This window comes from Yeosuana aromativorans (assembly GCF_014646655.1).
Taxonomy (GTDB): Bacteria; Bacteroidota; Bacteroidia; order Flavobacteriales; family Flavobacteriaceae; genus Yeosuana; species Yeosuana aromativorans.
The window spans coordinates 16646-39988 of sequence record NZ_BMNR01000003.1; the positions used below are offsets into that span (position 1 = coordinate 16646).

21 protein-coding genes are annotated in these 23343 nt (G+C 35.0%); 10 read left to right on the forward strand and 11 right to left on the reverse strand.

Annotated features, from left to right (window positions below):
* Entirely contained in the window at nucleotides 1-897 is an 897-nt protein-coding gene (gene rsmH, locus IEW94_RS06960) for a 16S rRNA (cytosine(1402)-N(4))-methyltransferase RsmH (protein ID WP_188651402.1), read from the reverse strand.
* Nucleotides 884-1354, reverse strand: a complete 471-nt coding sequence (mraZ, locus tag IEW94_RS06965; RefSeq protein ID WP_188651404.1) for a division/cell wall cluster transcriptional repressor MraZ — start codon at nucleotides 1352-1354, stop codon at nucleotides 884-886. Before mraZ ends, rsmH begins: the two co-directional genes overlap by 14 nt.
* A 298-nt stretch (nucleotides 1355-1652) precedes the next feature.
* Between mraZ and IEW94_RS06970 the strand changes: the two genes are divergently transcribed.
* From IEW94_RS06970 to IEW94_RS06980, 3 genes are all read left to right on the forward strand, one after another.
* Complete coding sequence (locus IEW94_RS06970) at nucleotides 1653-2414, forward strand: alpha/beta fold hydrolase (RefSeq protein WP_188651406.1); 762 nt, start codon at nucleotides 1653-1655, stop codon at nucleotides 2412-2414.
* Nucleotides 2415-2429: 15 nt separating this feature from the next.
* Nucleotides 2430-3035 carry a ribosome biogenesis GTP-binding protein YihA/YsxC gene (yihA, locus tag IEW94_RS06975; RefSeq protein WP_188651408.1) on the forward strand — a complete coding sequence of 202 codons (606 nt, stop codon included), beginning with the start codon at nucleotides 2430-2432 and terminating at the stop codon, nucleotides 3033-3035.
* 90 nt (nucleotides 3036-3125) lie between these two features.
* Nucleotides 3126-3986, forward strand: coding sequence for a hypothetical protein (locus tag IEW94_RS06980; RefSeq protein ID WP_188651410.1), 861 nt, complete (start codon nucleotides 3126-3128; stop codon nucleotides 3984-3986).
* 52 nt (nucleotides 3987-4038) lie between these two features.
* On the opposite strand, the gene IEW94_RS06985 is transcribed toward IEW94_RS06980, so the two are convergent.
* Nucleotides 4039-5127, reverse strand: a complete 1089-nt coding sequence (locus IEW94_RS06985) for an ABC transporter permease (RefSeq protein ID WP_188651412.1) — start codon at nucleotides 5125-5127, stop codon at nucleotides 4039-4041.
* A 9-nt stretch (nucleotides 5128-5136) separates the two neighbouring features.
* Complete coding sequence (locus IEW94_RS06990) at nucleotides 5137-7272, reverse strand: carboxy terminal-processing peptidase (RefSeq protein ID WP_188651414.1); 2136 nt, start codon at nucleotides 7270-7272, stop codon at nucleotides 5137-5139.
* Nucleotides 7273-7482: 210 nt separating this feature from the next.
* Here IEW94_RS06990 and surE point away from each other — a divergent pair, with 210 nt between their 5' ends.
* From surE to IEW94_RS07015, 5 genes are all read left to right on the forward strand, one after another.
* The gene (gene surE, locus IEW94_RS06995; RefSeq protein ID WP_188651416.1) at nucleotides 7483-8271 is read left to right on the forward strand and encodes a 5'/3'-nucleotidase SurE; all 789 of its coding nucleotides are present in this window, start codon (nucleotides 7483-7485) and stop codon (nucleotides 8269-8271) included.
* Nucleotides 8272-8553, forward strand: a complete 282-nt coding sequence (locus tag IEW94_RS07000; RefSeq protein WP_188651418.1) for a hypothetical protein — start codon at nucleotides 8272-8274, stop codon at nucleotides 8551-8553.
* A gap of 12 nt (nucleotides 8554-8565) precedes the next feature.
* Nucleotides 8566-9678, forward strand: coding sequence for a lipid-A-disaccharide synthase (gene lpxB / locus IEW94_RS07005; RefSeq protein ID WP_188651420.1), 1113 nt, complete (start codon nucleotides 8566-8568; stop codon nucleotides 9676-9678).
* 7 nt (nucleotides 9679-9685) lie between these two features.
* Nucleotides 9686-10264 carry a C40 family peptidase gene (locus IEW94_RS07010; protein ID WP_229669477.1) on the forward strand — a complete coding sequence of 193 codons (579 nt, stop codon included), beginning with the start codon at nucleotides 9686-9688 and terminating at the stop codon, nucleotides 10262-10264.
* Between the two features lie 110 nt (nucleotides 10265-10374).
* Nucleotides 10375-12426 (forward strand): ComEC/Rec2 family competence protein, encoded by a 2052-nt coding sequence (locus IEW94_RS07015; protein WP_188652181.1) that lies wholly within the window; start codon nucleotides 10375-10377, stop codon nucleotides 12424-12426.
* Here IEW94_RS07015 and IEW94_RS07020 read toward each other — a convergent pair.
* The 3 genes from IEW94_RS07020 to IEW94_RS07030 form a co-directional block, all read right to left on the reverse strand.
* Nucleotides 12419-12889: a thioredoxin family protein gene (locus IEW94_RS07020; protein WP_188651422.1), complete on the reverse strand. Its 471-nt coding sequence runs from the start codon at nucleotides 12887-12889 to the stop codon at nucleotides 12419-12421. The two genes, IEW94_RS07015 and IEW94_RS07020, sit on opposite strands and share 8 nt — an antisense overlap.
* 88 nt (nucleotides 12890-12977) lie before the next feature.
* Nucleotides 12978-14756, reverse strand: a complete 1779-nt coding sequence (locus IEW94_RS07025) for a peptide MFS transporter (RefSeq protein ID WP_188651424.1) — start codon at nucleotides 14754-14756, stop codon at nucleotides 12978-12980.
* A gap of 48 nt (nucleotides 14757-14804) precedes the next feature.
* The gene (locus tag IEW94_RS07030) at nucleotides 14805-16169 is read right to left on the reverse strand and encodes a peptide MFS transporter (RefSeq protein WP_188651426.1); all 1365 of its coding nucleotides are present in this window, start codon (nucleotides 16167-16169) and stop codon (nucleotides 14805-14807) included.
* Nucleotides 16170-16573: 404 nt separating this feature from the next.
* Between IEW94_RS07030 and IEW94_RS07035 the strand changes: the two genes are divergently transcribed.
* Together IEW94_RS07035 and IEW94_RS07040 are read left to right on the forward strand one after the other, a co-directional pair.
* Nucleotides 16574-17896, forward strand: coding sequence for a hydroxymethylglutaryl-CoA reductase, degradative (locus IEW94_RS07035; RefSeq protein WP_188651428.1), 1323 nt, complete (start codon nucleotides 16574-16576; stop codon nucleotides 17894-17896).
* Nucleotides 17893-18807 carry a GYDIA family GHMP kinase gene (locus tag IEW94_RS07040; protein WP_188651429.1) on the forward strand — a complete coding sequence of 305 codons (915 nt, stop codon included), beginning with the start codon at nucleotides 17893-17895 and terminating at the stop codon, nucleotides 18805-18807. The genes IEW94_RS07035 and IEW94_RS07040 overlap by 4 nt, the downstream gene beginning before the upstream one ends.
* 61 nt (nucleotides 18808-18868) lie before the next feature.
* Here IEW94_RS07040 and IEW94_RS07045 read toward each other — a convergent pair whose 3' ends face one another.
* The 4 genes from IEW94_RS07045 to lptC all read right to left on the reverse strand — a co-directional run bounded on the left by IEW94_RS07045 (nucleotide 18869) and on the right by lptC (nucleotide 23326).
* Nucleotides 18869-20998 (reverse strand): peptidylprolyl isomerase, encoded by a 2130-nt coding sequence (locus tag IEW94_RS07045; protein WP_188651431.1) that lies wholly within the window; start codon nucleotides 20996-20998, stop codon nucleotides 18869-18871.
* Between the two features lie 173 nt (nucleotides 20999-21171).
* On the reverse strand, nucleotides 21172-22461 hold the full coding sequence (locus IEW94_RS07050) for a hemolysin family protein (protein WP_188651433.1): 1290 nt from the start codon (nucleotides 22459-22461) through the stop codon (nucleotides 21172-21174).
* On the reverse strand, nucleotides 22462-22650 hold the full coding sequence (locus IEW94_RS07055) for a hypothetical protein (protein ID WP_188651435.1): 189 nt from the start codon (nucleotides 22648-22650) through the stop codon (nucleotides 22462-22464). It lies immediately after the preceding gene.
* A gap of 154 nt (nucleotides 22651-22804) precedes the next feature.
* Nucleotides 22805-23326 carry an LPS export ABC transporter periplasmic protein LptC gene (lptC, locus tag IEW94_RS07060; RefSeq protein WP_229669478.1) on the reverse strand — a complete coding sequence of 174 codons (522 nt, stop codon included), beginning with the start codon at nucleotides 23324-23326 and terminating at the stop codon, nucleotides 22805-22807.
* Between the last annotated feature and the right edge of the window lie 17 nt (nucleotides 23327-23343).

Genomic DNA, 23343 nt, shown 5'->3' on the forward strand with positions numbered 1-23343 from the left:
TTATAGTTTCTCGGCAATTCTAAGTTTGGCGCTTCTCGCCCTGCTGTTACTGTTTATCTCGTCTTGAGATGGCACAATAAGACCATTCACTTTTTTTAAAGGCACCTCAAAATTTCCGTACACATCACGTTCTGGTTCCCCTTCAAACAATCCATTTCTTATAAAGCGTTTTACCAACCTATCTTCCAATGAATGATAGGATATCACGCTTAACCTTCCTCCTTTTTTTAAAAGCTCAGGCGTTTGTTGTAAAAACTCTTTCAATGCTTCAATTTCTTGGTTCACTTCTATTCGAATAGCTTGATATATCTGGGCCAATACTTTATTTTCATGTCTTGGTGGCAAAAACTTTTTAAGCACGTTTTTAAGCTGCTCACTTGTTTTTATTGGGTTTTCCTTTCTATTTTCAAGTATCACTTTCGCCATGGCCGATGCCGCTCTTAATTCTCCGTATTGTGAAAACACGTTTTTCAATTGCTCTTCATCATAGTCATTGACCACATGATAAGCAGACAATTGGTTTTTCTGATTCATCCGCATATCCAAATCGGCTTCAAAGCGCGTTGAAAATCCGCGTTCTGCCACATCAAATTGATGGGAAGACACTCCAAAATCGGCCAAAATACCATCTACTTCCTTAACCCCATAAAACCGTAAAAACCGTTTTATGTGTCTAAAATTTTCATTGATTAACGTAAACCGCCCATCATCAATCGTATTTTCAAGAGCGTCTTGATCTTGGTCAAAAGCAAACAGTTTTCCGGTATCACCCAAATGTTTTAATATCTCCTTGCTATGACCTCCGCCTCCAAAAGTCACATCAACATAAACACCGTCTTCTTTTATATTTAAACCTTTTACAGTCTCTTTGAGCAGTACTGGATTATGATATTCCATGGTCATCATCATCTTGTCCCATTACCTCTTCAGCCAAATCAGCAAAATCTTCCGCAGCATCATCAATAGCTTGTTCATACTTATCTTTATCCCATATCTCAATGATGTTTATGGCCGAAGACACCACAATGTTTTTTGAAATATCGGCAAAGACCGTCAAGTCCTTAGGTATCAATAAACGGCCATTGGAATCGATTTCAACAATTTTTACACCAGCGGTAAACCGTCTAATAAAATCATTGTTTTTCTTCTTAAACTTATTGAGCTTGTTCATTTTTTGCATCAAAATCTCCCATTCACTCATGGGGTACAATTCCAAACAAGGCTGAAAGACCGCACGCTTTAACACAAAACCATTTTGCAAGACAGGATTCAATTGCTTCTTTAAGGCAGCAGGCATCATAAGTCTACCTTTGACGTCTACTTTACATTCATATGTTCCTATAAGTGAATTCAAAACAGCTGGTTACGTTTTTTGCCTTTAAGATTCAAATATATTGAAAATTTTACCACATTTTACCACTTTATACCACTTTGTTGATAATTTTTCGATTAAACGCAGCTATCATTCGATTTTGACCATACTAAAACCACTTAAATACTTGTTTTCAATGGGTTATGAAATTTCTGATAAACCAATTTTAATTGTTAACATCTATTCATTCATTAATTGTGCTTAGAATTCATTTAAAACCATTGAAATATGAATGAAATAACTATATTTGTTTTTAAGGAAATGACCAACTATTTTTAGAATGCATCTTTTAAAAAAGGAAAAAAATTACAGTTATATTGAGGCAGGGGAAGGCACTCCTATTATAGTGTTGCATGGGCTGATGGGCGGATTGAGTAATTTTGATTCTGTAACTAAATATTTCAGTACAAAAGGCTATAAAGTCATCATACCAGAGTTACCTATTTATGAGATGTCATTGCTTAAAACCAATGTAAAAAGCTTTGCCAAATACTTGCATGATTTCATTGCATTTAAAGAGTTGGACCAAGTTATTTTATTGGGAAATTCACTAGGCGGACACATAGGCCTGTATCATACAAAGCTGTATCCAGAAAAAATCAAGGCATTGGTCATTACCGGAAGTTCAGGGCTTTACGAAAGTGCCATGGGAGGCGGTTACACCAAACGGAGTGATTATGAGGTTATAAAAAAGAAATCCCAAGATGTATTTTATGATCCAAAGGTGGCGACCAAAGAAATTGTTGACGAAGTTTACGCTACTGTTAACGATAGAAACAAACTTATAAAAACACTGGCAATAGCCAAAAGTGCCATCAGGCACAATATGGCCAAGGATTTGCCAAAAATGACAACGCCAACCTGCATTATTTGGGGTAAAAATGATACCGTTACACCGCCAGAGGTTGCTGAAGAATTCAATAATTTGTTACCTGATGCAGATTTGTTCTGGATTGATAAATGTGGCCATGCCGCTATGATGGAACATCCTGAGGAGTTTAACAACATACTAGAAGGCTGGTTAAACGCTAGAAATTTTTAATTTCAAAAAAAACACATGCAAATTAAATCTGCTGAATTTGTAATGAGCAATTCTGATGTGGCAAAATGCCCAAAAAACAGGTTGCCCGAATATGCTTTTATTGGCAGAAGTAACGTGGGCAAGTCTTCGCTTATCAATATGCTGACGGGAAGAAAAAGTTTGGCAAAAACATCAGGAAAACCAGGAAAAACGCAACTTATCAATCATTTTTTAATCAATAAAAATTGGTTCTTGGTGGACTTACCCGGTTATGGCTATGCCAAGGTTTCAAAAAGCGCGAAAAAAACATTTCAAAAATTCATTACACAATATTTTAGTTTACGTGAACAATTGGTATCTGCTTTTGTGCTTGTTGATATTCGGCATGATCCCCAACCCATTGATTTGGAGTTTATGCAATGGCTGGGCGAAAACAATATTCCGTTTTCAATTGTATTTACAAAAGCCGATAAATTAAAACCAAAGGCCATAGAAAACCACATAGAAGATTACAAAACCATTCTACTTGAAACTTGGGAAGACATGCCCAATTATTTTATTACCTCATCCTCAAAAGATATTGGGAAAGACGCTGTGTTAAGCTATATTGATGAGCTGAACGGGAATTTGAATTTGGGTTAGCACTATTTTTCAATAGGCTTTATTGGCTTTGTAAGAAAAATTGACTAACTTCGTTTGCCTTCTGTTAGAAACACTTTGAATTCAAACCCTGTGATAAGATTATCAACTTTTGAAAACAATTCATTTGAGCCATTTAAGACAATTAATAAAGAAGCCTTTGAATTATTAAAATCTGATTGTTCAATTTTAAAAGATGCTTATACTCAATTCGTGGTTTTCAAAAACCTTCAACTGAATCTGAAAGATTACTTTGATTTTATTGAAAAATGGAGTAATGTTCCAGCTGACAAAATGGATTTTAGCATTTCAACAAACATACATTTTGTAATGTTTGCCAATAAACTAATTTTAAACTCATTAATGTCTTTTAAATTTTTCTTAGATAATGCAGAGTTTTATTTAAAAAGGAAATACGGAAAAACATCAAGTCAAGCGAATGAATTCGTGCTATTAACGAATAAAATTTATGACAATTCATTCGCATATCGCTTCTTATACAAATTAAGAAATTATTCAGTTCACTTAGGATTTCCACTCGAAGTAATAAATTTTGACATTAAATTTAATATTGAAAATCCTGAAAAAAGTGAACATACTGCAAAACTACTTTTGAACAAAAAGCTTCTTCTCAAGGAAAAGGATTTATTCGGAGCAAAAGTCTTTAATGAAATAAAAGATTACGGGAATGAATTAGACTTAATCCCTTTAATGAATGAACTTTCACATCATATTATAGAATTCCAAAAATTTGTTTACCGCAAACAAAAAGATGAGCTAACAAATTCAATTGAAAATATTGAATTATTCACTGAAAATAAAAAGACTGAAACTAATCAAATAAAAGTTTATTACAACTATCAAAACAAAGGAAAAAAAATTTCATTCAATGTATACGATGTTCCATTTGAAATATTAACTGAATATAAAAAAACATATAAAAACTGGAGCTAACAAAGATGTGTGTAATAAAATAAGATTGGCAAACAAACACCCAAAAAACAACCTAACTCTTTACATCCAGCGCATCACGTAGGGCATTGCCAATCAACATAAACGCCATAACCAAAGCCATGATACACAGCCCGGGAATAATAGCCAAATACGGTTTTCCTAAAATAATATAATTATAGTGGTCTTTTATCATGGCGCCCCAACTGGCCATGGGTGGTTGCGCACCAATACCTAAAAAACTAAGTCCGCTTTCTATTAAAATAGCCGCTGCAAAATTGGCCGCGGAAATCACGATGACTGGCGCCATAATATTGGGCAGAATATGTTTGGTTATGATTCTAAAATTGCCAAAGCCCAAAGCTCTGGCCGCCGTAACATATTGCAGTTCCTTGACACTCATTATTTGTCCGCGTACCACTCTGGCCACTTCAACCCACATGGTCAGACCAACAGCTATAAACACTTGCCAAAAGCCCTTGCCCAATGCCAATGTAATGGCTATCACCAATAATAAAGTAGGAATAGACCAAGTCACATTGATAATCCACATAATCACGGCATCTACCTTACCACCAAAATAACCCGCTAGGCTACCCATAAAAATGCCAATAACCAACGAAATAAAAACGGCTACAAAACCAATAAAAAATGAAATTCTGGCACCAACCAATATCCGGCTCAATAAATCACGCCCATATTTATCGGTTCCCCAATAAAATGTTTTGCTTTTCACAAAAGGACCCAACGCATCATCCTGCTTTATGTCTATTGACTTTTCCGCTCCTTTTAAGCCATCTGATGCGTATTCGGTATATATGAGCGCATTATTTTTAACGCTATATGCTGATATTGGGATTTCAGTATCTGGGTTTTTCTTCCCAAAAAACACCTTATCAAAAGTAGATTGATTGGAATTTAATTGAGATGGGATGATTAGCATATCTACTTTAAATCCTGGTTTTTTAGAATGGATTGACAAATGCATTTGGTTTGCGTACTGGGAATTATCTGGTGCTATTACATAGGCAAATATGGATATGAACCCCACCAGAACAATGAAATAGAAACTAAAAACGCCCCAGAAGTTCTTTTTAAACTTTTGGAGCGCTAATTGTTTTAATGAGTGCGAATGGGTACTCATATAATTTATTTAGTCTTTAACTGTTGCCACTTTTTTAATGTTATTTGATGTTTTTAAATCTTGAAGCACATTGATGGCTTCTTCAATATAAACATCTTTACTTAAACTTTGGTGCCAACGATCCCGTTTTTCCTTTAAATCGGTGGTGTCCTTAGCAAAGAGTTCTTTTTCATAATTTGGTGACTCAAAGGTTAAATTTGTTTTGTAATCTCCAATAGGTTCAAAACGTTCAGCCTCTTTATCATTTAAATTCATTTCTTCCTTGTATTTTTTATAATTCAAAGGAACTATTTTATCATCTATCTTACTTTTAACCCACTTGGCGTTTTCATCAATAAGTTTTAATTGCGCATTTTTGCTCATGCGCTCTTTGCTTTTTTTAATGGTTTCATCATAATCAAGATAATTATTCCAAGTTGAGTAATTGGCGGCATCAATCTCATCCCATGGTAATGGATTTGGTTTATCTTTTTCGCCTACATCAATATAACTATATCTATCTGGAACCACCACATCACTTTTCACACCTTCCAACTGCACGGAACCACCATTGATTCTATAGTATTTTTGGGTTGTTAGGGCAAGTGCGCCTAAATCGCCACTGGTGTTATTTCTAACCCAGTTATTTAAATCCAGTACATTTTGAACGGTACCTTTTCCATAGGTTTGTTTACTACCTATAATAATGGCACGTTTATAATCTTGCATGGCAGCAGACATGATTTCTGAGGCAGATGCTGATAGTTCATTGACCAAAATCACTAAAGGGCCATCCCAGGTTATGGATTTATCCCTGTCTTCCAGAACATGCTTTGGTTCGCCAGTTGAGCGCACCTGTACAACGGGTCCATCCTTAATAAACAATCCGGCCATATCTACCACTGCTGGCAAAGAGCCTCCGCCGTTATTACGCAAATCTAGAACCAAGCCTTCAATACCCTGGGTTTTCATCTGCTCTATTTCTTTTTTCACATCGGTAGCGGCATTTAATTTTTTATAATTATTAAAATCCAAATAAAAACTAGGCAAATCTATAACCCCAAATGTCATATCGCCTTTCTTTACTATAGAAGCTTTTGCATAGGTTTCCTGAAGTTCAATAACATCACGTGTAAGCGTTACATCCTTAATTGTTCCATCAACTTTTTTAATGGTCAACGTTACTTTGGTTCCTTTGGGACCTTTAATGTATTCTATAGCATCATTGATTCGCATACCCACAATATTAACTGGGTACTGCTCATTTTCTTGTTTTACTTTTAAAATAACATCTTCAACTTCAAGCTCATTGCTTCTCCAAGCAGGACCACCTGATATTAACTCCACAATCTTAATGTAATCATTTCGTTTTTGTAACCTAGCTCCTATTCCTTCCAATTTTCCAGACATTTTCATGTCAAATTCTTCTTTGTTTCTAGGTGCCAAATAGTAGGTGTGTGGGTCAAACTCTTCTACAATGGTATTCACATAAATTGAAAACCAGTCGTCACGCTGTAAATCATCAAAATAATCATTAAAATAGATATTAATGGATTTTAAGGTAGATTCCCTGGCTTCTTTTTCAATTTCCTTTTCAGACTTCATGACATATGAGGGGTCTTTTTCTTTAGCCTGTTTTTCTTCAGTATAAATATCATCATAATTGGAAAGCGTAGAGAATTTCAACTGTTGTCTCCATCGTTCTTTCATTTCCTTTTTGGTCTTAACATACCCTACATGCTCATAGTCAGTATTAAAAGTTTCATCTTTTGAAAAATCAAATGGCTCCGATAGAACTTCTTTATAAATTTGTTTGGCTTCCTCAATGCGTTTAATCATGCGGTCATACGTTACATTGAAAAAAGTTATGTCATAAACCTTTAGCTGGTCGTCAATATTGGTTTCAAACTTTTTGAAATCATCAATATCAGACTGGTAAAAATAGCGTTTAACAGGGTCAAGGTTTTCTATGTAATCTGAAAACAATTCTTTGGAAAATGCATCGTTAAAATCGACTGGATCAAAATGTAATTGTTGTAAAACATACGTAACAACTTGAACCAAAAGCTTGTCTTTATCGGGGTCAGCAAACGTTTTTGTTGTAAAACTACAGGATGCAAATGCCAGTAATAACAACAACAATAATGCTTTATAGTTTCTTTTCATAATGTTTTTCATAGTGTTTGCAAAAGTGTTTGTCAATCTCTATTGTTTTAAATTTAGAGGTTGTACTGTAAAAATGAATGGTAATTTTTCTACTAAAATAAAGAAAAAACCATGCCATTAAAGCCAATATATACTAATTTTTTGTTAAACCAAAGAAATTGATCTATTACAATGGAAATTATGTATTTTAGCGATGTTTTATAACGAATTATGAAAGAAAAACCGCTTATTTTAGTAACCAATGATGACGGCATCAATGCACCGGGCATACGAACACTGATAGATGTCATGAATGAGATTGGTGATGTTGTGGTGGTTGCCCCAGACAGTCCTCAAAGCGGCATGGGACATGCCATTACAATAGATTCCACATTGTATGTTGAACGTGTTGTTTTAGACAATGAAAAGCAACTTGAATATAGCTGTTCCGGTACACCGGCCGATTGTGTAAAACTTGGCATTAGGGAGGTTTTGGACAGAAAGCCAGATCTTTGCGTTTCTGGCATTAACCATGGCTCCAATTCATCTATAAACGTGATTTACTCTGGAACCATGAGTGCTGCCATTGAAGCCGGTATTGAAGGCATTCCCGCAATTGGGTTTTCGCTGTTGAATTATAAATGGAGCGCTGATTTTAATGCCTCTAAACAGTATGTAAAAACTATTACAGAAAATGTCTTGAAAAACGGTCTTCCCAATGGCGTTGTACTTAATGTAAACATCCCAGATATTCCTAAAATAAAAGGTATTAAAATATGTCGTCAGGCACGAGCCAATTGGGTTGAGGAGTTTGACAAACGCAAAAATCCCCAAGGAAGGGATTATTTTTGGCTTACTGGAAAATTTGTTAATTTAGATCATGGTGAAGATACTGATGAATGGGCTTTGGAGCATGGGTATGTTTCTGTGGTTCCTGTACAGTTTGACTTAACGGCCCATCATTGTATTCAAAACTTAAATACCTGGAATTTAAATGACACTGAAATAAATTCAGCATAAATGAAAAAAGATATTGTTATAGGAATGATTGTTGGATTGATTGCCAACACCATAGGCTTATTTTTAGCAACCTTATTATTAGGAAACGGGGATGGTTTTATAACTGTCATTAAAGCGGCGGCAGCTGAAGGATTTTTAGGCAAGCTTATTAGTTTGGGCGCTATTCTTAATCTATTGGCATTTTTTGTCTTTATTAAAAAGAAACAAGATTACAGAGCACGTGGTGTATTGCTTATCACGGTTTTGGTTGCAGTATTTACATTTGTATTCAAACTGTTTTAATGTAACCCATAAATGAATTATTATATCATAGCTGGAGAAGCTTCGGGCGATTTACATGGTTCAAACCTTATGAAAGCATTGCTCAAACAAGATGTCAATGCTCAATTTAGGTTTTGGGGCGGAGACCTTATGCAACAGGTTGGCGGAACATTGGTAAAACATTACAAAGAAAGAGCTTTCATGGGTTTTGCTGAAGTGATTCTGAACCTTTCAAAAATATATAAGGATATCGCTTTTTGTAAACGTGACATTCTGGAGTTTAACCCAGATGTTATCATCTTTATTGATAATTCAGGATTTAACTTGCGCATAGCCAAATGGGCCAAACAACATAAATTCAGGACCAATTATTATATTTCACCACAGGTTTGGGCATCCAGAGCAGGCAGGGTAAAAGCCATAAAACGCGATATTGATGCCATGTTTGTAATCTTGCCTTTTGTTGAGGCATTCTATAAAAAATATGACTACAAGGTGACATTTGTTGGGCATCCGTTAATTGATGCCATAGCAGACCGAACCCAAGTAGATGAATACGAGTTTAGGGCAGAACACCAACTGAGTGGAAAGCCCATTATTGCCCTATTGCCAGGCAGCCGAAAACAAGAAATTAAGAACATGCTTTCTGTTATGTTGAGTTTAGTGGATTTCTATCCTGATTACCAATTTGTAATTGCTGGAGCTCCCAGTCAGGATTTTGAGTTCTATCAGCCGTTTATAAAAGCCTCAAACGTTAAATTTATTGCCAATAAAACCTACGACTTGTTAAGTGTATCCACTGCCGCTTTGGTGACTTCGGGCACGGCAACCTTAGAAACTGCCTTGTTTAAAATACCACAAGTGGTTTGCTATAAAGGGAGCGCCATTTCTTATCAAATTGCCAAGCGCATCATTACGCTTAAATTTATTTCATTGGTGAACTTGATAATGGATAAGGAAGTTGTTAAAGAACTGATTCAAAATGAGTTCAATTCTAAAAATCTAAAACGGGAATTGGATATTATTTTAGACCCATATGAACGCACCAAATTTTTTATTAATTATTACGAATTAGAAAAAAAATTGGGTGGTAAAGGTGCTAGTGAAAAAACAGCTAAATTGATTTTTAAGGCGCTTAAAGCTTAACTTATTAATGAAGAAAACACCCATTATATTTTCTGCAATTGCTTGCCTTGCGCTAATGGGATGTGGATCTTCAAAACATGCCATAACAGACAAAACCACCTCTTCTAAAGTAATCATTCATACCAATGATGTAAACCCCATAAAAACAGCACACGCTTCATCATATCCTTTAAATGATGAGCCTAACGCTAAACCCTCAAATAATCTGGCTTTAAATATTGTTGATTATGCCAAGCAGTTTGAAGGTGTAAGGTATAAGTATGGTGGCACCACAAAAAAAGGCATGGATTGTTCCGGATTGGTTTATACATCCTTTAAAGCTTATGATATTGACTTACCAAGAATTTCAAGGAATATGGCAAAAGAAGGCGAACCGATTCCCTTGGAACAGGTGAAAGTTGGCGATTTATTGTTCTTTAAAACCAATGGCAAACATAATGCCATTAGCCATGTTGGTATGGTAGTAACGGCTCTCCCAGGAAATGTTGAGTTTATCCACGCTTCAACCAGTCTGGGTGTCATCATTTCATCATTAGCAGAACGCTATTGGTATTTTTCATTTGTAGAAGCTCGCAGAATATTATAAAGATATTTGTTATCTTTCATCTCTTTAACTTATTGTTTTAGAGGTCAGATGTAATGTCCTTGATAAACATTTTGGTTAAGTTGTCAATTTTAATAATGGACATTTCTCAAATGAAGCTTTTTAATTTTCCGTTTGTTAAGTTAACTATTTGCCTCATAGCAGGAATTATTATAGGTTATCTGTACGCTTTTCCTTTTGAAAATATTAGTTACTTACTAGGATTACTATTAGCTACTCTAACCATAACGTTTTTTATTGCCAGGCAACAATTTGTAAAAACCATTTGGTTTGGAATTATGGCGTTAGTGACCACCGTTTCAATAGGAATTTGGACGGTTTCCATACATAACCCAAAAAACTTTGCAAACCATTATTCACATTTTATTTCTAAAGATAGCAACACTCCAGAAACAATTACTTTTAGAGTTAGGGAAGTCTTAAAACCCAATACCTATTACGATACATACATTGTCGATGTTTTAAAAACAGATGAGCATTCAGTTTCAGGAAAATCCATATTAAACATTCCAAAAGATTCTACCCAAAACACTTTAAATGTTGATGATATCTATATTACAAAAACGACTTTTAAACCCATTACACCTCCTTTAAACCCCGGCCAGTTTAATTATAAAAACTATCTGGGGAAAAGATATATTTACCATCAGTTATTTGCTTCAAGAAACGAACTTTTAAAGTTTAAATCCAATCAACAAACCTTGTTGGGAATTGCCAACAACATTAGGGAATATATAAACCAAAGGCTCAAGACTTATTCCTTTAAACCTGATGAGTTGGCTATTATCAATGCGCTACTATTGGGGCAACGGCAAAACATTAGTGAAGATGTTTATACCAATTATGCAAATGCCGGAGCCATTCATATTTTGGCCATTTCTGGATTACATATTGGTATTATTTTAATCATCTTGAACTTTCTTTTTAAACCCTTGGAAAAATTGCGCTATGGCCTGTTCATAAAAACCATCCTACTGCTATTCATTCTGTGGAGTTTTGCCATTATTGCAGGACTTTCAGCATCAGTTACCAGAGCCGTCACCATGTTCAGCATAGTGACTATTGGCATGAACTTAAAACGTCCAACCAATATTTATAATACATTGGCCATCTCCATATTTATAATTCTATTGTTTAAGCCACTTTTTATCTTTGATGTAGGCTTTCAGTTAAGTTATATGGCTGTATTTGCCATTGTAAGCATTGACCCGTATTTATATAAATTATGGAAACCAAAATATTGGCTAACTAAAGTATATTGGCATACACTCACCATCACCATTTCGGCACAATTGGGAATTCTTCCTCTTAGTTTATACTATTTCCACCAATTTCCTGCCCTATTTTTTTTAACAAACCTGCTCATAATTCCTGTCTTAGGAATCATTTTAGGATTTGGCATTCTTGTCATTCTAATGGCTGTATTGAAAATACTACCGCATTTTTTAGTATTTCTGTTTGGAGGCTCCATTAATGTAATGAACACTATTGTTGATTGGGTAGCGAAACAAGAACCATTTCTTTTTAAAGATATTCCGTTTAACTTTTTGTGTGTTGTTGTGACTTACTTTTTTATCATAACACTGGTAAGGTTTATGATTAAAAGAAATTACAGAAGACTTGTTTTGCTAGCTGTTGCCGTCATATTAGGCCAATGCACATTGATTTACACTAATTTAGAAAGACCAAATAATCAATTTTTGGTGTTTCAAAAAAGCAGGCACACCTTGCTAGGACATGTACTGAAAAACAACATGATTGTTGCCAGTGACCTTAGTGACTCCATTGAAAATAATGCCAATATTATTTCAGATTATAAGGTTGACAACTTCATTGAACACATTAAAGAAGACACATTAAACAACCTATATCTATTAGGAAACAAAAAACTTTTGGTGATTGATAGTTTGGGTGTTTACCATGTAAAAACATTTATGCCCGATTATGTGCTGCTAAGAAATTCGCCTAAAATCAATCTAAATCGGTTGATAGATTCCATACATCCTGCTTACATTATTGCAGACGGCAGTAATTACAAATCCGTTGTTGAACGTTGGAAATCAACTTGCCTTAAAACAAAAATCCCTTTTCACGCCACAGCTGAAAAGGGAGCTTTTACTATTGATATCCAAAATGTTAATTGACATTTACAATTTTATTGGCCACTTCCAACCATTTTTCGGCTCCTCCACGCACATAACCTGTACTTCCAAGTGTTTTTAAATTCTTTTTACCTTCTGGTGTCTTTTCTGGGTCAACAAAAAATATGGTTGGATAACCCCTCACATTAAACATGCTTTGCAATTGATAATTCTGGATTTTGATGCTTTCCTCTTGTGGCGTTCTTCTTGGAAAATCCAACTCAACCAATACCACTTTATCTTTTGCCCATTTTTTAAAATCAGATGTTGTTAAAACCTCATTTTGCAATCTTTTGCACCAACCGCACCAATCTGAACCGGTAAAAAACATTAAAATGGGTTTGTTTTCCTTGACAGCTATATCAAAAGCTTTGTTCATATCGGTATGCCAAGTTAGTTCTTCTTGGGAAAAACCCGACATTGAGACCATTCCGGTCAAAATAAATAATAATACGATCTTTTTCATGGTTTTATTTGTTGCAAAACTAATATCGAACTTACAAAAAATGCTCCAAGATTGGAGCATTTATAATTTTTTTTAACTGTTTTTTCGATTAACGGACACCATGCATCAATTTTTTGAGCATAGGATTTAAAGCAAATATTATCAATCCTGCCGTAATTGGAACAATAGTGAAAATCAAGAAAAAAGTAGATAGGCTATATTCCTTAGTGATATTCTCAATTTGACCACCTAATACAGCAGCCAATTTATTTCCTATAGCAATGGCCAAATACCACATACCAAACATTAACGCTATCATTCTTGCAGGAACCAATTTACTAACGTATGAAAGGCCTACAGGTGACAAACACAATTCACCAAGTGTATGGAATAAATAAGCTAAAATTAGCCACAACATACTAACCTTAACACCTTCATGAATGCCATAAGCTCCAAATGCCAACAGACCAAAGCCTATGGCCATAATTATCAAACCTAAGGCATATTTTGCGGCAGCAGAAGGATTGTATTTGCTTTCAAACCATTTAGAGAAAAATGACGCAAAAACAATAATGAAAAACGAATTAAGGATGCTGAACCAAGATACTGTTATTTCAGAAACATCAGCAGAAAACTCTCTATTTAACATCCATCCAACTATTCCCCACATACATAAAAAACAAATAGCTAAAACGATATTGGAATACGGTATTATTTTAAATGTTTTCCGCCACAAATCATATAAAACATAGGTAATAATCATTAATGGAATAACCGTTAACAATGCATTGGCAATGTTAAAAACAAGGGCTGATTCGCCCGTTAAAACACGATCAACGTTATCACGAGCAAACAACACTAAAGATGAAGCTCCCTGTTCAAAAGATAACCAAAAGAATACTGTAAAAAATGCAAAAATTATAAAAGCGAGCATTCTGTCCCTTACAATAGCAGTATACCTTAAAATTCTACCTATAACCAAAAATAAAAACAAAGCCAACGCAACTAGCACTACAACATATTGCCCCTCAAATTCCCCTACTTGGAAATAAGAAAACATATCAATATTGGCAATTTTTGACATTGGATCGTTAATGGCATATCCTAAACCTATAACTGAAGAAACTCCTATTAAAATCTTATCTAAAGTTGTAAATGGGTTTTCCTTTTCAGTTTCTTTTTCTTCATTAATTTCTGCTATTCTATTATCAGCATCCTGTATATCCTCAACCTCATGGACCTTGGTCGGCCTTTTTCCAATATTACCAAATAGGTTACCGGACAACCAAAATTGTAATGTTCCTAAAAGCATAAATACTCCAGCTAAACCAAAACCGTAGGACCATCCTATTTTCTCTGCTAAATACCCACAAAGCATCATGCCAAAAAAAGCACCAGCATTAACACCCATATAAAAAATGGTATAGGCGCCATCCTTTTTTTCTGAACTGTGTTTATACATTTCTGAAATGATAGATGTAATATTAGGTTTAAAAAACCCAGTTCCTATCACCAAAAGCCCTAGCCCTAAATACAATGTGAATTCTGTTTCCATGGCCATACAGGCGTGACCTGATGCCATAATCAAGGACCCTATAACAACAGCCCAACGATACCCCGTAATCTTGTCTGCTATTATACCACCAACTATAGGCGTAATATAAAGTAGCATGGCATAGGTACCAAATAAAGCACCAGCATTTTCAGCTGACCAGCCCCATCCCGGATTGGACCCTATAACTGCAAAGGTTAAGAAATTAACCAACAATACCCGCATACCATAAAATGAGAAACGTTCCCACATCTCGGTAAAAAATAACACGAATAGGCCTGCTGGATGTCCAAGAACATTATTTTTGAAATATTGATCCGTTGAGTTTTCTGCCATGGTAATTAATTTAAAAAAGGAATAAACTTGTTTTTATAATTGATACGATTAAGCTACTTCATGCATTTCATGTTCATCATCTTCGGCTCCATGGGTCAAGGCTTCGAGTTTTTTCCTGAATGCCATGACCAGTAATGCAAATACAATGCAAAAAACAGCTATTCCTGTGAAAATAGCATATTCGCCTAAACTTTGGGACGCTTCTCCCAATAGGCCTGCTATTTTATTTCCTAAACCAGTCACCGCAAAATAAATACCCATCATTAATGAGGCATATTTTACAGGCGCCAATTTTGTAATATAAGATAATGCCACTGGCGAAAGACACAATTCACCAACTGTATGGAATAAATAAGCCAATACAAGCCAATACATCGCAGAAGAACCCGTTGATTCATACTGAGCGGCGGCGGCTGTCATAAAAAAGAAGCCAGACCCCATGATAATCAAACCTACAATCATTTTAAATAACGATGTAGCTACCTTTCCTTTTAATTTTCTTTTGGCCCAATAACCAGCAACTGCTGTTCCCAAAAATATAATGAACATAGAGTTAAGTGATTGAAACCAGGAAGCGGGAATTTCCCAGCCCAGCAACATTCTATTTGTTTTTTCTGATGTGTAAATATTCATTAATCCGCCGGCTTGCTCAAAAGCGCCCCAAAAAACAATGACCAACAAAAAGGAAATAAACAGAACGACCACTCTATCTTTTTCAATTTTGGTCAAAGGTTTTTTCATGGAAACTTTCTCTTCCTCGTTTTTTGATTCCCCTAAAAAGTTCCCAACGTGTTGCAAATATTTTTGACCAAAAAGGTATTGGATCAAACCTAAAGCCATCCCTATTCCGGCTAAACCAAAACCATAATGCCAACCATGGACTTCACCCACATAACCAACAATTAAACCTGATAAAAATGCGCCAACGTTAATTCCTATATAAAATATGGTAAAGCCTTTATCGCGTCTAATGTCACCTTGTTTATAAAGACCTCCAACCATAGTTGAAATATTAGGTTTTAACATACCAACACCCGCAATAATTAACCCTAGACCAGTATAAAATGCCCACATTTGTTCCACAGCCAAAATACTATGCCCTGCAACCAATAATATACCACCGTATAAAACCGATTTTTTTTGTCCTAATATGTTGTCTGCTATCCAGCCTCCTGGAATTGATGCAACGTAAACAAGCATTGTATACCAACCATATAATGCTAAAGCTTCACCATTGCTCCATCCTAATCCTGAGTTAGTATCTGATGTTGACTGAACTAAATATAAAACAAGAATGGCCCTCATGCCATAATATGAAAAACGCTCCCACATTTCGGTAAAAAATAAAATGTATAAGCCTACTGGTTGTCCAAAAAGTTCTTTTTGATGTGGTTTTAGTGTTGTGCTAGCCATAAATTAGAGTTTATTTATACCAAGTTTACATATTTAGCTTATTTTCATTCTAATAACCATTTAGTTATTTAAATATTTTATAAGCCAAATTATATAAATCATGTCATTTTTAGATAATTATTGCTTTTTCAATAAAAGTTTTCAAGTTTACTAAAAAAACCGCAAAAAACCCTAATTATTAACAGTTAAATATCTTTTGTTTTTAACATCAAAAGACATTTGATTTATTTAAAAACAAGTTATAGTATATTTCTTCTGTAAAAAACTAAATTTTACATTAAAAAAATACAAAATTTAGTTTTACTTCAGTAATCACTCCGTTAGTCCATAAATTTTCCATTTAGTTTTTGTTAATTTCTAAACGAAAAAAATCATGTACTTTTGTCCTTTAAAATGAGCATTTAATGAGCAAATCCATCTCTGGTTTTTCCAAGCTATCCAAATCAAAAAAAATTGATTGGATTGTAAACACCTACTTTTCAAACGGTCAAGAGGCTAAACGTATTTTAGAGCAGTATTGGCATATTGATGAGAAAATCCAACAGCTGCATGATGAGTTTATAGAAAATACCATTTCAAATTATTATTTGCCGCTTGGAGTCGCTCCAAATTTTTTGATTAACGGAAAAGTATATACCATCCCAATGGCCATTGAAGAAAGCTCGGTGGTTGCGGCTGCAAGTAAGGCTGCTAAATTTTGGTTGGATCGTGGTGGATTTAAAACCCAAGTAATCTCAACCACAAAAATAGGTCAAGTTCACTTTATGTATCATGGCAACCCAGACACGTTAGAGGCTTTTTTTAAAGATGTAAAACCCAAACTGTTTCAAGACGCCAAACCCATTACAAAAAACATGGAACAACGTGGCGGTGGTATTTTGGACATTACTTTAAGAGACAAAACAAAGGATATAAAAGGCTATTACCAACTGCACACATCGTTCGAAACGCTTGATGCCATGGGTGCCAACTTCATCAATTCCTGTTTGGAGCAATTTGCCAAAACATTCAAACAAGAAGTTTTACTGTATAAGGACTTTACTGCTGAAGAACAGGATATTCAAATTGTTATGAGCATTTTATCAAACTATGTGCCTGATTGTTTGGTGCGCGCAGAAGTCAGTTGCCCTGTTGAAGACTTAAATGAAGACGACGATATATCACCTGAGGAATTTGCTTCAAAATTTGTACAAGCAGTTAATATTGCCGAAGTAGAGCCTTACCGTGCCGTCACGCACAATAAAGGCATCATGAATGGTATTGATGCGGTTGTATTGGCCACTGGGAACGATTTCAGGGCTGTTGAAGCTGGCGTACATGCATATGCCTCAAAAGGCGGAAAATACAGCAGCTTAACGCATGCTAAGATTGAAAACGGAATGTTTACCTTTTGGATGGAAATTCCGTTAGCGCTTGGCACCGTTGGAGGCCTTACCGGATTACATCCATTGGTTAAAATAGCCTTGGAATTGCTTCATAATCCATCGGCAAAAGAACTCATGCAAATTGTGGCTGTTGCCGGATTGGCACAAAATTTTGCGGCCTTACGTTCTCTCACTACCACAGGTATTCAAAAAGGGCACATGAAGATGCACTTGTTGAATATTCTCAATCAATTTCAAGCCACTGATGATGAAAAAGCATCCATTATAAACTATTTTAAAACCCATACGGTTTCGCATAGTGCCGTTGTTGATGCCTTAAAAAAGTTAAGAACCAATCCGTGAAAACCAAAACTTTTTATAGCAACGGAAAATTATTGCTAACGGGTGAGTATGCCGTGCTAGATGGTGCCTTGTCTCTTGCAGTACCAACAACTTACGGACAATCATTGACCATTGAACCAATTGATGAGCAACAGCTTATTTGGACCAGTTTTGATGAGAACAACGCCGTTTGGTTTCAAGATGTTTTTGAAATAATTCAAGATGTGATGTTGAAACAAGTTCAGCATGACGAAACCTATAATAAGCTTGTTCAAATTTTAAACACAGCCAAACAACTTAATCCTGATTTTTTAGGCGAAAACAAAGGGTTTAACGTTTCAACCCAATTAACATTTCCAAAAAACTGGGGCTTGGGAACCTCATCAACCTTAATAAATAATATAGCGTCATGGGCCCAAGTAGATGCCTATAGTCTTTTAGAAAACACCTTTGGTGGAAGTGGATATGATATTGCTTGCGCACAACATAACTACCCCATAAGCTATCAAATAAACGAGTATGGCCGTTCGGTTAATCAAGTTCGATTTCATCCGTCTTTTAGTGACCATTTGTATTTTGTTTACCTCAATAAAAAACAAAACTCTCGTGATGGCATTGCTATGTATCGGTCACAAACAAAAGAATCCAAAATGTTCATATCGGAAATCAGTGATATTACTAACAAAATGATTATTTGTGAATCCTTGAATGAATTTGACAAACTCATTACAAGCCATGAAAATCTGATAGCTACACAAATCAAGCAGAAACCAATCAAACAACTTCTGTTCAATGACTTTAATGGTGCTGTAAAAAGCTTAGGGGCTTGGGGTGGTGATTTTATTCTAGCTACGTCAAACGGGAACCCTAAATCTTATTTTGAAACAAAAGGTTTTAAAACCGTTATTCCGTATAGGGATATGGTTTTATAACGTCCCAAAAACAAAAAAAAGCCTCGCAAAACGAGGCTTTTTTTTATAGCTTGAAACTTTTTTATTCAATTTTTGTTTTTACCCTATTATCCTCTATATCAGCCGCTTCTTTTAAGGCGTTGTAAAGTTTGGATGTAACCACATTGATTTTTTGTTTCTCTACTTGATTGGCAAATGATTGGTAATTATCCAATTCAACAGCAGGTGTTATTTTTGTAACCTGAATCATGTAAACACCATTATTACCATCAATTAATTTTGACGTTTGACCTTCTTTAAGACCAAATGCAGCTCCAACCACAAAAGGCTCCTTTCCTGCTCCAGAAATAGTTGGGTTTTTCATGTTGATGGCAGAAGCTGTTCTGACTGTTGTGTTTTCAGCTGCTGCTAAATCCTCTAAAGTAGTTGCAGTTACTCTGTCTCTTATAAGTTTCGCTTTCTTTTCCTTACGGATAGCAGGCAATGCCGTTATCGTTGCCTCTTCAACAGGCATCAATCCTTCTTTGTGTTTTGCAGCTAATTGTGCTATTACATACCCTGAAGGGATATCAAAACGCTTGATGGCTCCAATCTCTGTTTCTTCATCAAAGGCCCATCTTACAATAGGTCTTTGGTTACCTATACCCGGGATGTTTTCATCCAATACCTTAATACCATTAACTGGACGAATGGTATATTTATTTTCAGTTGCCAATTCTTGGAAATCTTTCTTTTCAAGAGCGATTTCAAAACTGGATGCATCTCTAAACACTTTATCTATTGTAGCCTGTGATGGTTCAATTTTTCTGGCAATGGTACCTACCTGAACAGCTTTTTGCTTGTCTTTTTGTCCTTCAATTTCAATAACGTGGAAACCAAACATTGTTTTAACAACACCTATATCACCCACTTTTCCTTCAAATTCAAAATCATTGAACTCAGGAACCATTGAATTGTATGGGTGCCAGTCATAACGACCACCATTTTCCACACTTCCTTTGTCTGATGAAAATTCTTTGACCAATTCTGGAAATTTAGATTTGTTTGCTTTAACAACTGCCAAGATACTGTCTGCCGTTTGTTTTGCTTCAGCTTCCGTTTGGGTTACTTCAGGTGCAGCACCTCTAGCTCCCACAAATGGGATTAAAATATGTCTGACTTTTGCAGAATCGGGGATTTGTTTAACAGCTATCAATTTAGATATTTTGAAATAACCATTATCTTTGTAAGGGCCATAAACTTCTCCAACATTTAAGTTAAAAATACTATCAGCAATAGCTGTTGGAAGAGCAGATTTAAACACAAATCGGCTATCAAATTTGATGTCAGAATTTGAATTTATAAAATCTTCATTGTCATCAGTATTTAAGAATCCGGTTACGGTTTCATTAGCTTTGGTGGTTTCATTATAAACCTCTTTGTCTTTTAAAAGATCTGTTAAAGCCGTTTTAATTTCATTTTCATCCTCTACTGTAGGTGTTTCTTTAAACTCAACATAGTTAATATCTCTTGAAGCATCAACATGATATTGCTTTTTGTGCTTTTCAATATAACTTTTAATATCAGATTTTGATACGGCAACAGTACTGTCTGGAATAGATGCATAGGAAACTTGCACAAATTTAACATCCACTTTGCTACTTTCCAATCGGTGCTCTAATTTGCCTTCTTCAAGCGTACCTGTTAAACCTGCCTTAACCAAATTAAAATATTCTTGTTGCAACGCATTGTCGGCCAACGATTCCTCATAATTAATCCAATCTTGATATCTTTCAGGAGACGTTTCCTTTAAGTTGATGATGTATTCGTTCAATTTGTTTTCGTCAAACAAACCAGCTTCATTTTGAAATTGAGGAGTAGTTGCCAAAGCTGTTTTCAACAAATCTTTCATTTGGTCTTTTTCAACAGAAATGCCCAAAGCTTCAAATTGGGTTTCCATCACTGCTTTTCTAACTTCCTGGTCCCAAACCCTGTTCATTACTTGCGTATTGGTTGCACTAGGTCCCGCTTGTTTTTGAGCCATTTCAACTTTTTCCAAGAAATCCGTTCTGTTAATATCCTTACCATTAACCGTTCCTACTGTATTTTGGGATTTTGATGAAAGTGCACTACCATTTTTAATGAGTCCTCCCAAAACAAAAGAGAATAACGCAAGCGCTATAATTACTATCAAAAAAAGAGAACGCTGTCTGATTTTGTTTAAAATTGCCATCTGTAAATTAAATTATTATCAACCCTAAATGGGTTATTTCTTGTTAAGTTCGTTATTGTTATAAAGTAATATGTTTGCTAATGTGTACTATCAAAAATATTGCGTGCGAAAATACCATTTTCTATTTAATAATAAAAGCAGAAAGACGCTTTAATTACATTACACCCAAGAATTTAATCTTCTTTTAAAAGCTTAAGCTCGACCATATCGATTTTGGTGTTTGAAACCTCTAATATTGTAAACTGAAACATATCAATGACAACCACATCATTTTGTGTTGGAATCTCCTCGGTATGGTTTACTATCAAGCCACCAAGTGTTTCGTAATTTTCACCTTCCGGCAGATTGATTTTATAGGTTTCATTGATATAATCTACTTCTAAACGTGCCGAGAATTTAAAATTATTTTCATCTAACTGCTCTTCAAGCAAATCAACCGTATCATGCTCGTCTTCAATTTCACCAAACAGCTCCTCAACAATATCTTCTACGGTCATGATTCCGGATGTCCCGCCATATTCATCTAAAACAACGGCAATACTTTTTCGCTTTTTAATAAGTACACTAAGTACATCTTTAATCAAAACGGTTTCTGGAACAAACTCAACAGGAAGAATGATTGATTTGATGTCCTTGGGTTTTTTAAACAACTCAAAAGAATGGACATAGCCCAATATATCATCAATGGTTTCTTTGTAAACCAAGATTTTGGTGCAACCAGACTCTGTAAACAGTGCATTAAGACTTTTTATGGAATTATTGAGTTCTACAGCTATGATTTCTGTTCTGGGAACCATAACCTCTCTGGCTTTTACTTCTGAAAACTCAAGCGCATTTTGGAAAATTTGGATTTCTGTATCTACCTCATCATATGCTTCAACAGACTCCATTTGCTCACTAATGTAATTGCCCAACTCTACTTTGGTAAAGGCCAATTGCAATTGGTCACCTTTTGTTTTAAAAAATTGTTTCAATATGATATCAGAAATCCAGATAACAAAATCCGATATAAACGAAAACATCAAATAGAACAAGTAAGCTGGAAGCGCCAACACCTTGATTAATTTATTTGAATAAATTTGAAAAAACACTTTGGGTAAAAATTCCGCAGTAATTAAAATAACCAGTGTTGATATGATAGTTTGAGTCAATAAACTCAAATCTGTAAGCAGATAGTTTATGATGGCATAATTTGAAGGCAGCATGGATTGAAACCATTCCACCAACAAATCGCCCATAAAAAACCCATAAATAACCAGCGCAATATTATTACCAATAAGCATAGTGGCGATATACTTTGATGGCTTAGCGGTAAGCTTGCCCAATACTTTGGCCAGAAAACTGTCTTGTTTTTTTTCTATTTCAATATGTATTTTGTTTGAAGATACATAAGCAATCTCCATACCTGAAAAAAAAGCAGACAGTAATAAACAAATAATTATGATAATGACATAAAAACCCATTTACTTAGACTTGTCGTTATTATCGTATCGTTTGTTAAATCGCTTTCTAAAGAAAAACATAAAAACTGCGGTAGCGGCCAACAATAAAGACATATACGCTCTACTGTCACCCCAATTAACAAAGGCGTCATACAAGAACAATACAGCAAAAATTAAATAGGCAAATTGAAAAATCTTAGCAACTTTCATCAGTTAATATTTATTGTTTTAAAAGTCATATGTAATGCCTTATTATCATTTTGGTTGGTTTACAACTTATTAATGGGCATTTCATAAAAAATATTTAATTTTTATATCAGCAAAGATACTCAAAAAGTTGGGAGGTAATTTTATTGGTCTTAGATTATTCGTTGACGGTAATAATACCATTGATTTCCAAAACCTCAGCATTTGTGAATTTGGTATCAGAATCAAAGCCATTGCCGTTTATTAAGTCAGATCCTGTTCTAAACGTAACCGGTTTATTGGTGAACAACCATTCCTTTTTTTGGTCATAATACAACTGTTCGGCAAACAAGGTGTCTTTACTATAGGTGGCTATGACCACATGACCTTGTAAATCCATCAAATCGGTATCATTGTAAACTATGGCATAATCTGCTGTCACTGTGTTTTTTTGATCATCGTCATCAAAAAGCGTCAAGCTAATGCCTTCGGTAAATTCATTAAATGAAAAATCCCTGTTAGAATAATCCAACATTTTTGGGCTGATAAGAATGGCTTTTATTTTTCCGGAATCAGTATATTTTAAATTAATGTTTTCTGCAACGCCAATGGGTTCATTTTCAGGAATTCCAATTTTTTGAACCTCCTTCAAATTATTTTTACATGAAAAAAACATGGTCACAGCAATTGCTGTGACCATGTATAATATGTTATGTG

What these genes read in the sequence shown, in the direction of transcription:
- IEW94_RS07020 (WP_188651422.1), bottom strand. Translation starts at nt 12,889, where the DNA reads ATGAAAAAGATCGTATTATTATTTATTTTGACCGGAATGGTCTCAATG.
- IEW94_RS07035 (WP_188651428.1), top strand. Translation starts at nt 16,574, where the DNA reads ATGAGCAAATCCATCTCTGGTTTTTCCAAGCTATCCAAATCAAAAAAA.
- IEW94_RS07045 (WP_188651431.1), bottom strand. Translation starts at nt 20,998, where the DNA reads ATGGCAATTTTAAACAAAATCAGACAGCGTTCTCTTTTTTTGATAGTA.
- lpxB (WP_188651420.1), top strand. Translation starts at nt 8,566, where the DNA reads ATGAATTATTATATCATAGCTGGAGAAGCTTCGGGCGATTTACATGGT.
- yihA (WP_188651408.1), top strand. Translation starts at nt 2,430, where the DNA reads ATGCAAATTAAATCTGCTGAATTTGTAATGAGCAATTCTGATGTGGCA.
- IEW94_RS06990 (WP_188651414.1), bottom strand. Translation starts at nt 7,272, where the DNA reads ATGAAAAGAAACTATAAAGCATTATTGTTGTTGTTATTACTGGCATTT.
- IEW94_RS06970 (WP_188651406.1), top strand. Translation starts at nt 1,653, where the DNA reads ATGCATCTTTTAAAAAAGGAAAAAAATTACAGTTATATTGAGGCAGGG.
- rsmH (WP_188651402.1), bottom strand. Translation starts at nt 897, where the DNA reads ATGGAATATCATAATCCAGTACTGCTCAAAGAGACTGTAAAAGGTTTA.
- IEW94_RS07050 (WP_188651433.1), bottom strand. Translation starts at nt 22,461, where the DNA reads ATGGGTTTTTATGTCATTATCATAATTATTTGTTTATTACTGTCTGCT.
- IEW94_RS07030 (WP_188651426.1), bottom strand. Translation starts at nt 16,169, where the DNA reads ATGGCTAGCACAACACTAAAACCACATCAAAAAGAACTTTTTGGACAA.
- IEW94_RS07025 (WP_188651424.1), bottom strand. Translation starts at nt 14,756, where the DNA reads ATGGCAGAAAACTCAACGGATCAATATTTCAAAAATAATGTTCTTGGA.
- surE (WP_188651416.1), top strand. Translation starts at nt 7,483, where the DNA reads ATGAAAGAAAAACCGCTTATTTTAGTAACCAATGATGACGGCATCAAT.
- IEW94_RS06985 (WP_188651412.1), bottom strand. Translation starts at nt 5,127, where the DNA reads ATGAGTACCCATTCGCACTCATTAAAACAATTAGCGCTCCAAAAGTTT.
- IEW94_RS07010 (WP_229669477.1), top strand. Translation starts at nt 9,686, where the DNA reads ATGAAGAAAACACCCATTATATTTTCTGCAATTGCTTGCCTTGCGCTA.
- lptC (WP_229669478.1), bottom strand. Translation starts at nt 23,326, where the DNA reads ATGGTCACAGCAATTGCTGTGACCATGTTTTTTTCATGTAAAAATAAT.
- IEW94_RS07055 (WP_188651435.1), bottom strand. Translation starts at nt 22,650, where the DNA reads ATGAAAGTTGCTAAGATTTTTCAATTTGCCTATTTAATTTTTGCTGTA.
- IEW94_RS07015 (WP_188652181.1), top strand. Translation starts at nt 10,375, where the DNA reads ATGAAGCTTTTTAATTTTCCGTTTGTTAAGTTAACTATTTGCCTCATA.
- IEW94_RS07000 (WP_188651418.1), top strand. Translation starts at nt 8,272, where the DNA reads ATGAAAAAAGATATTGTTATAGGAATGATTGTTGGATTGATTGCCAAC.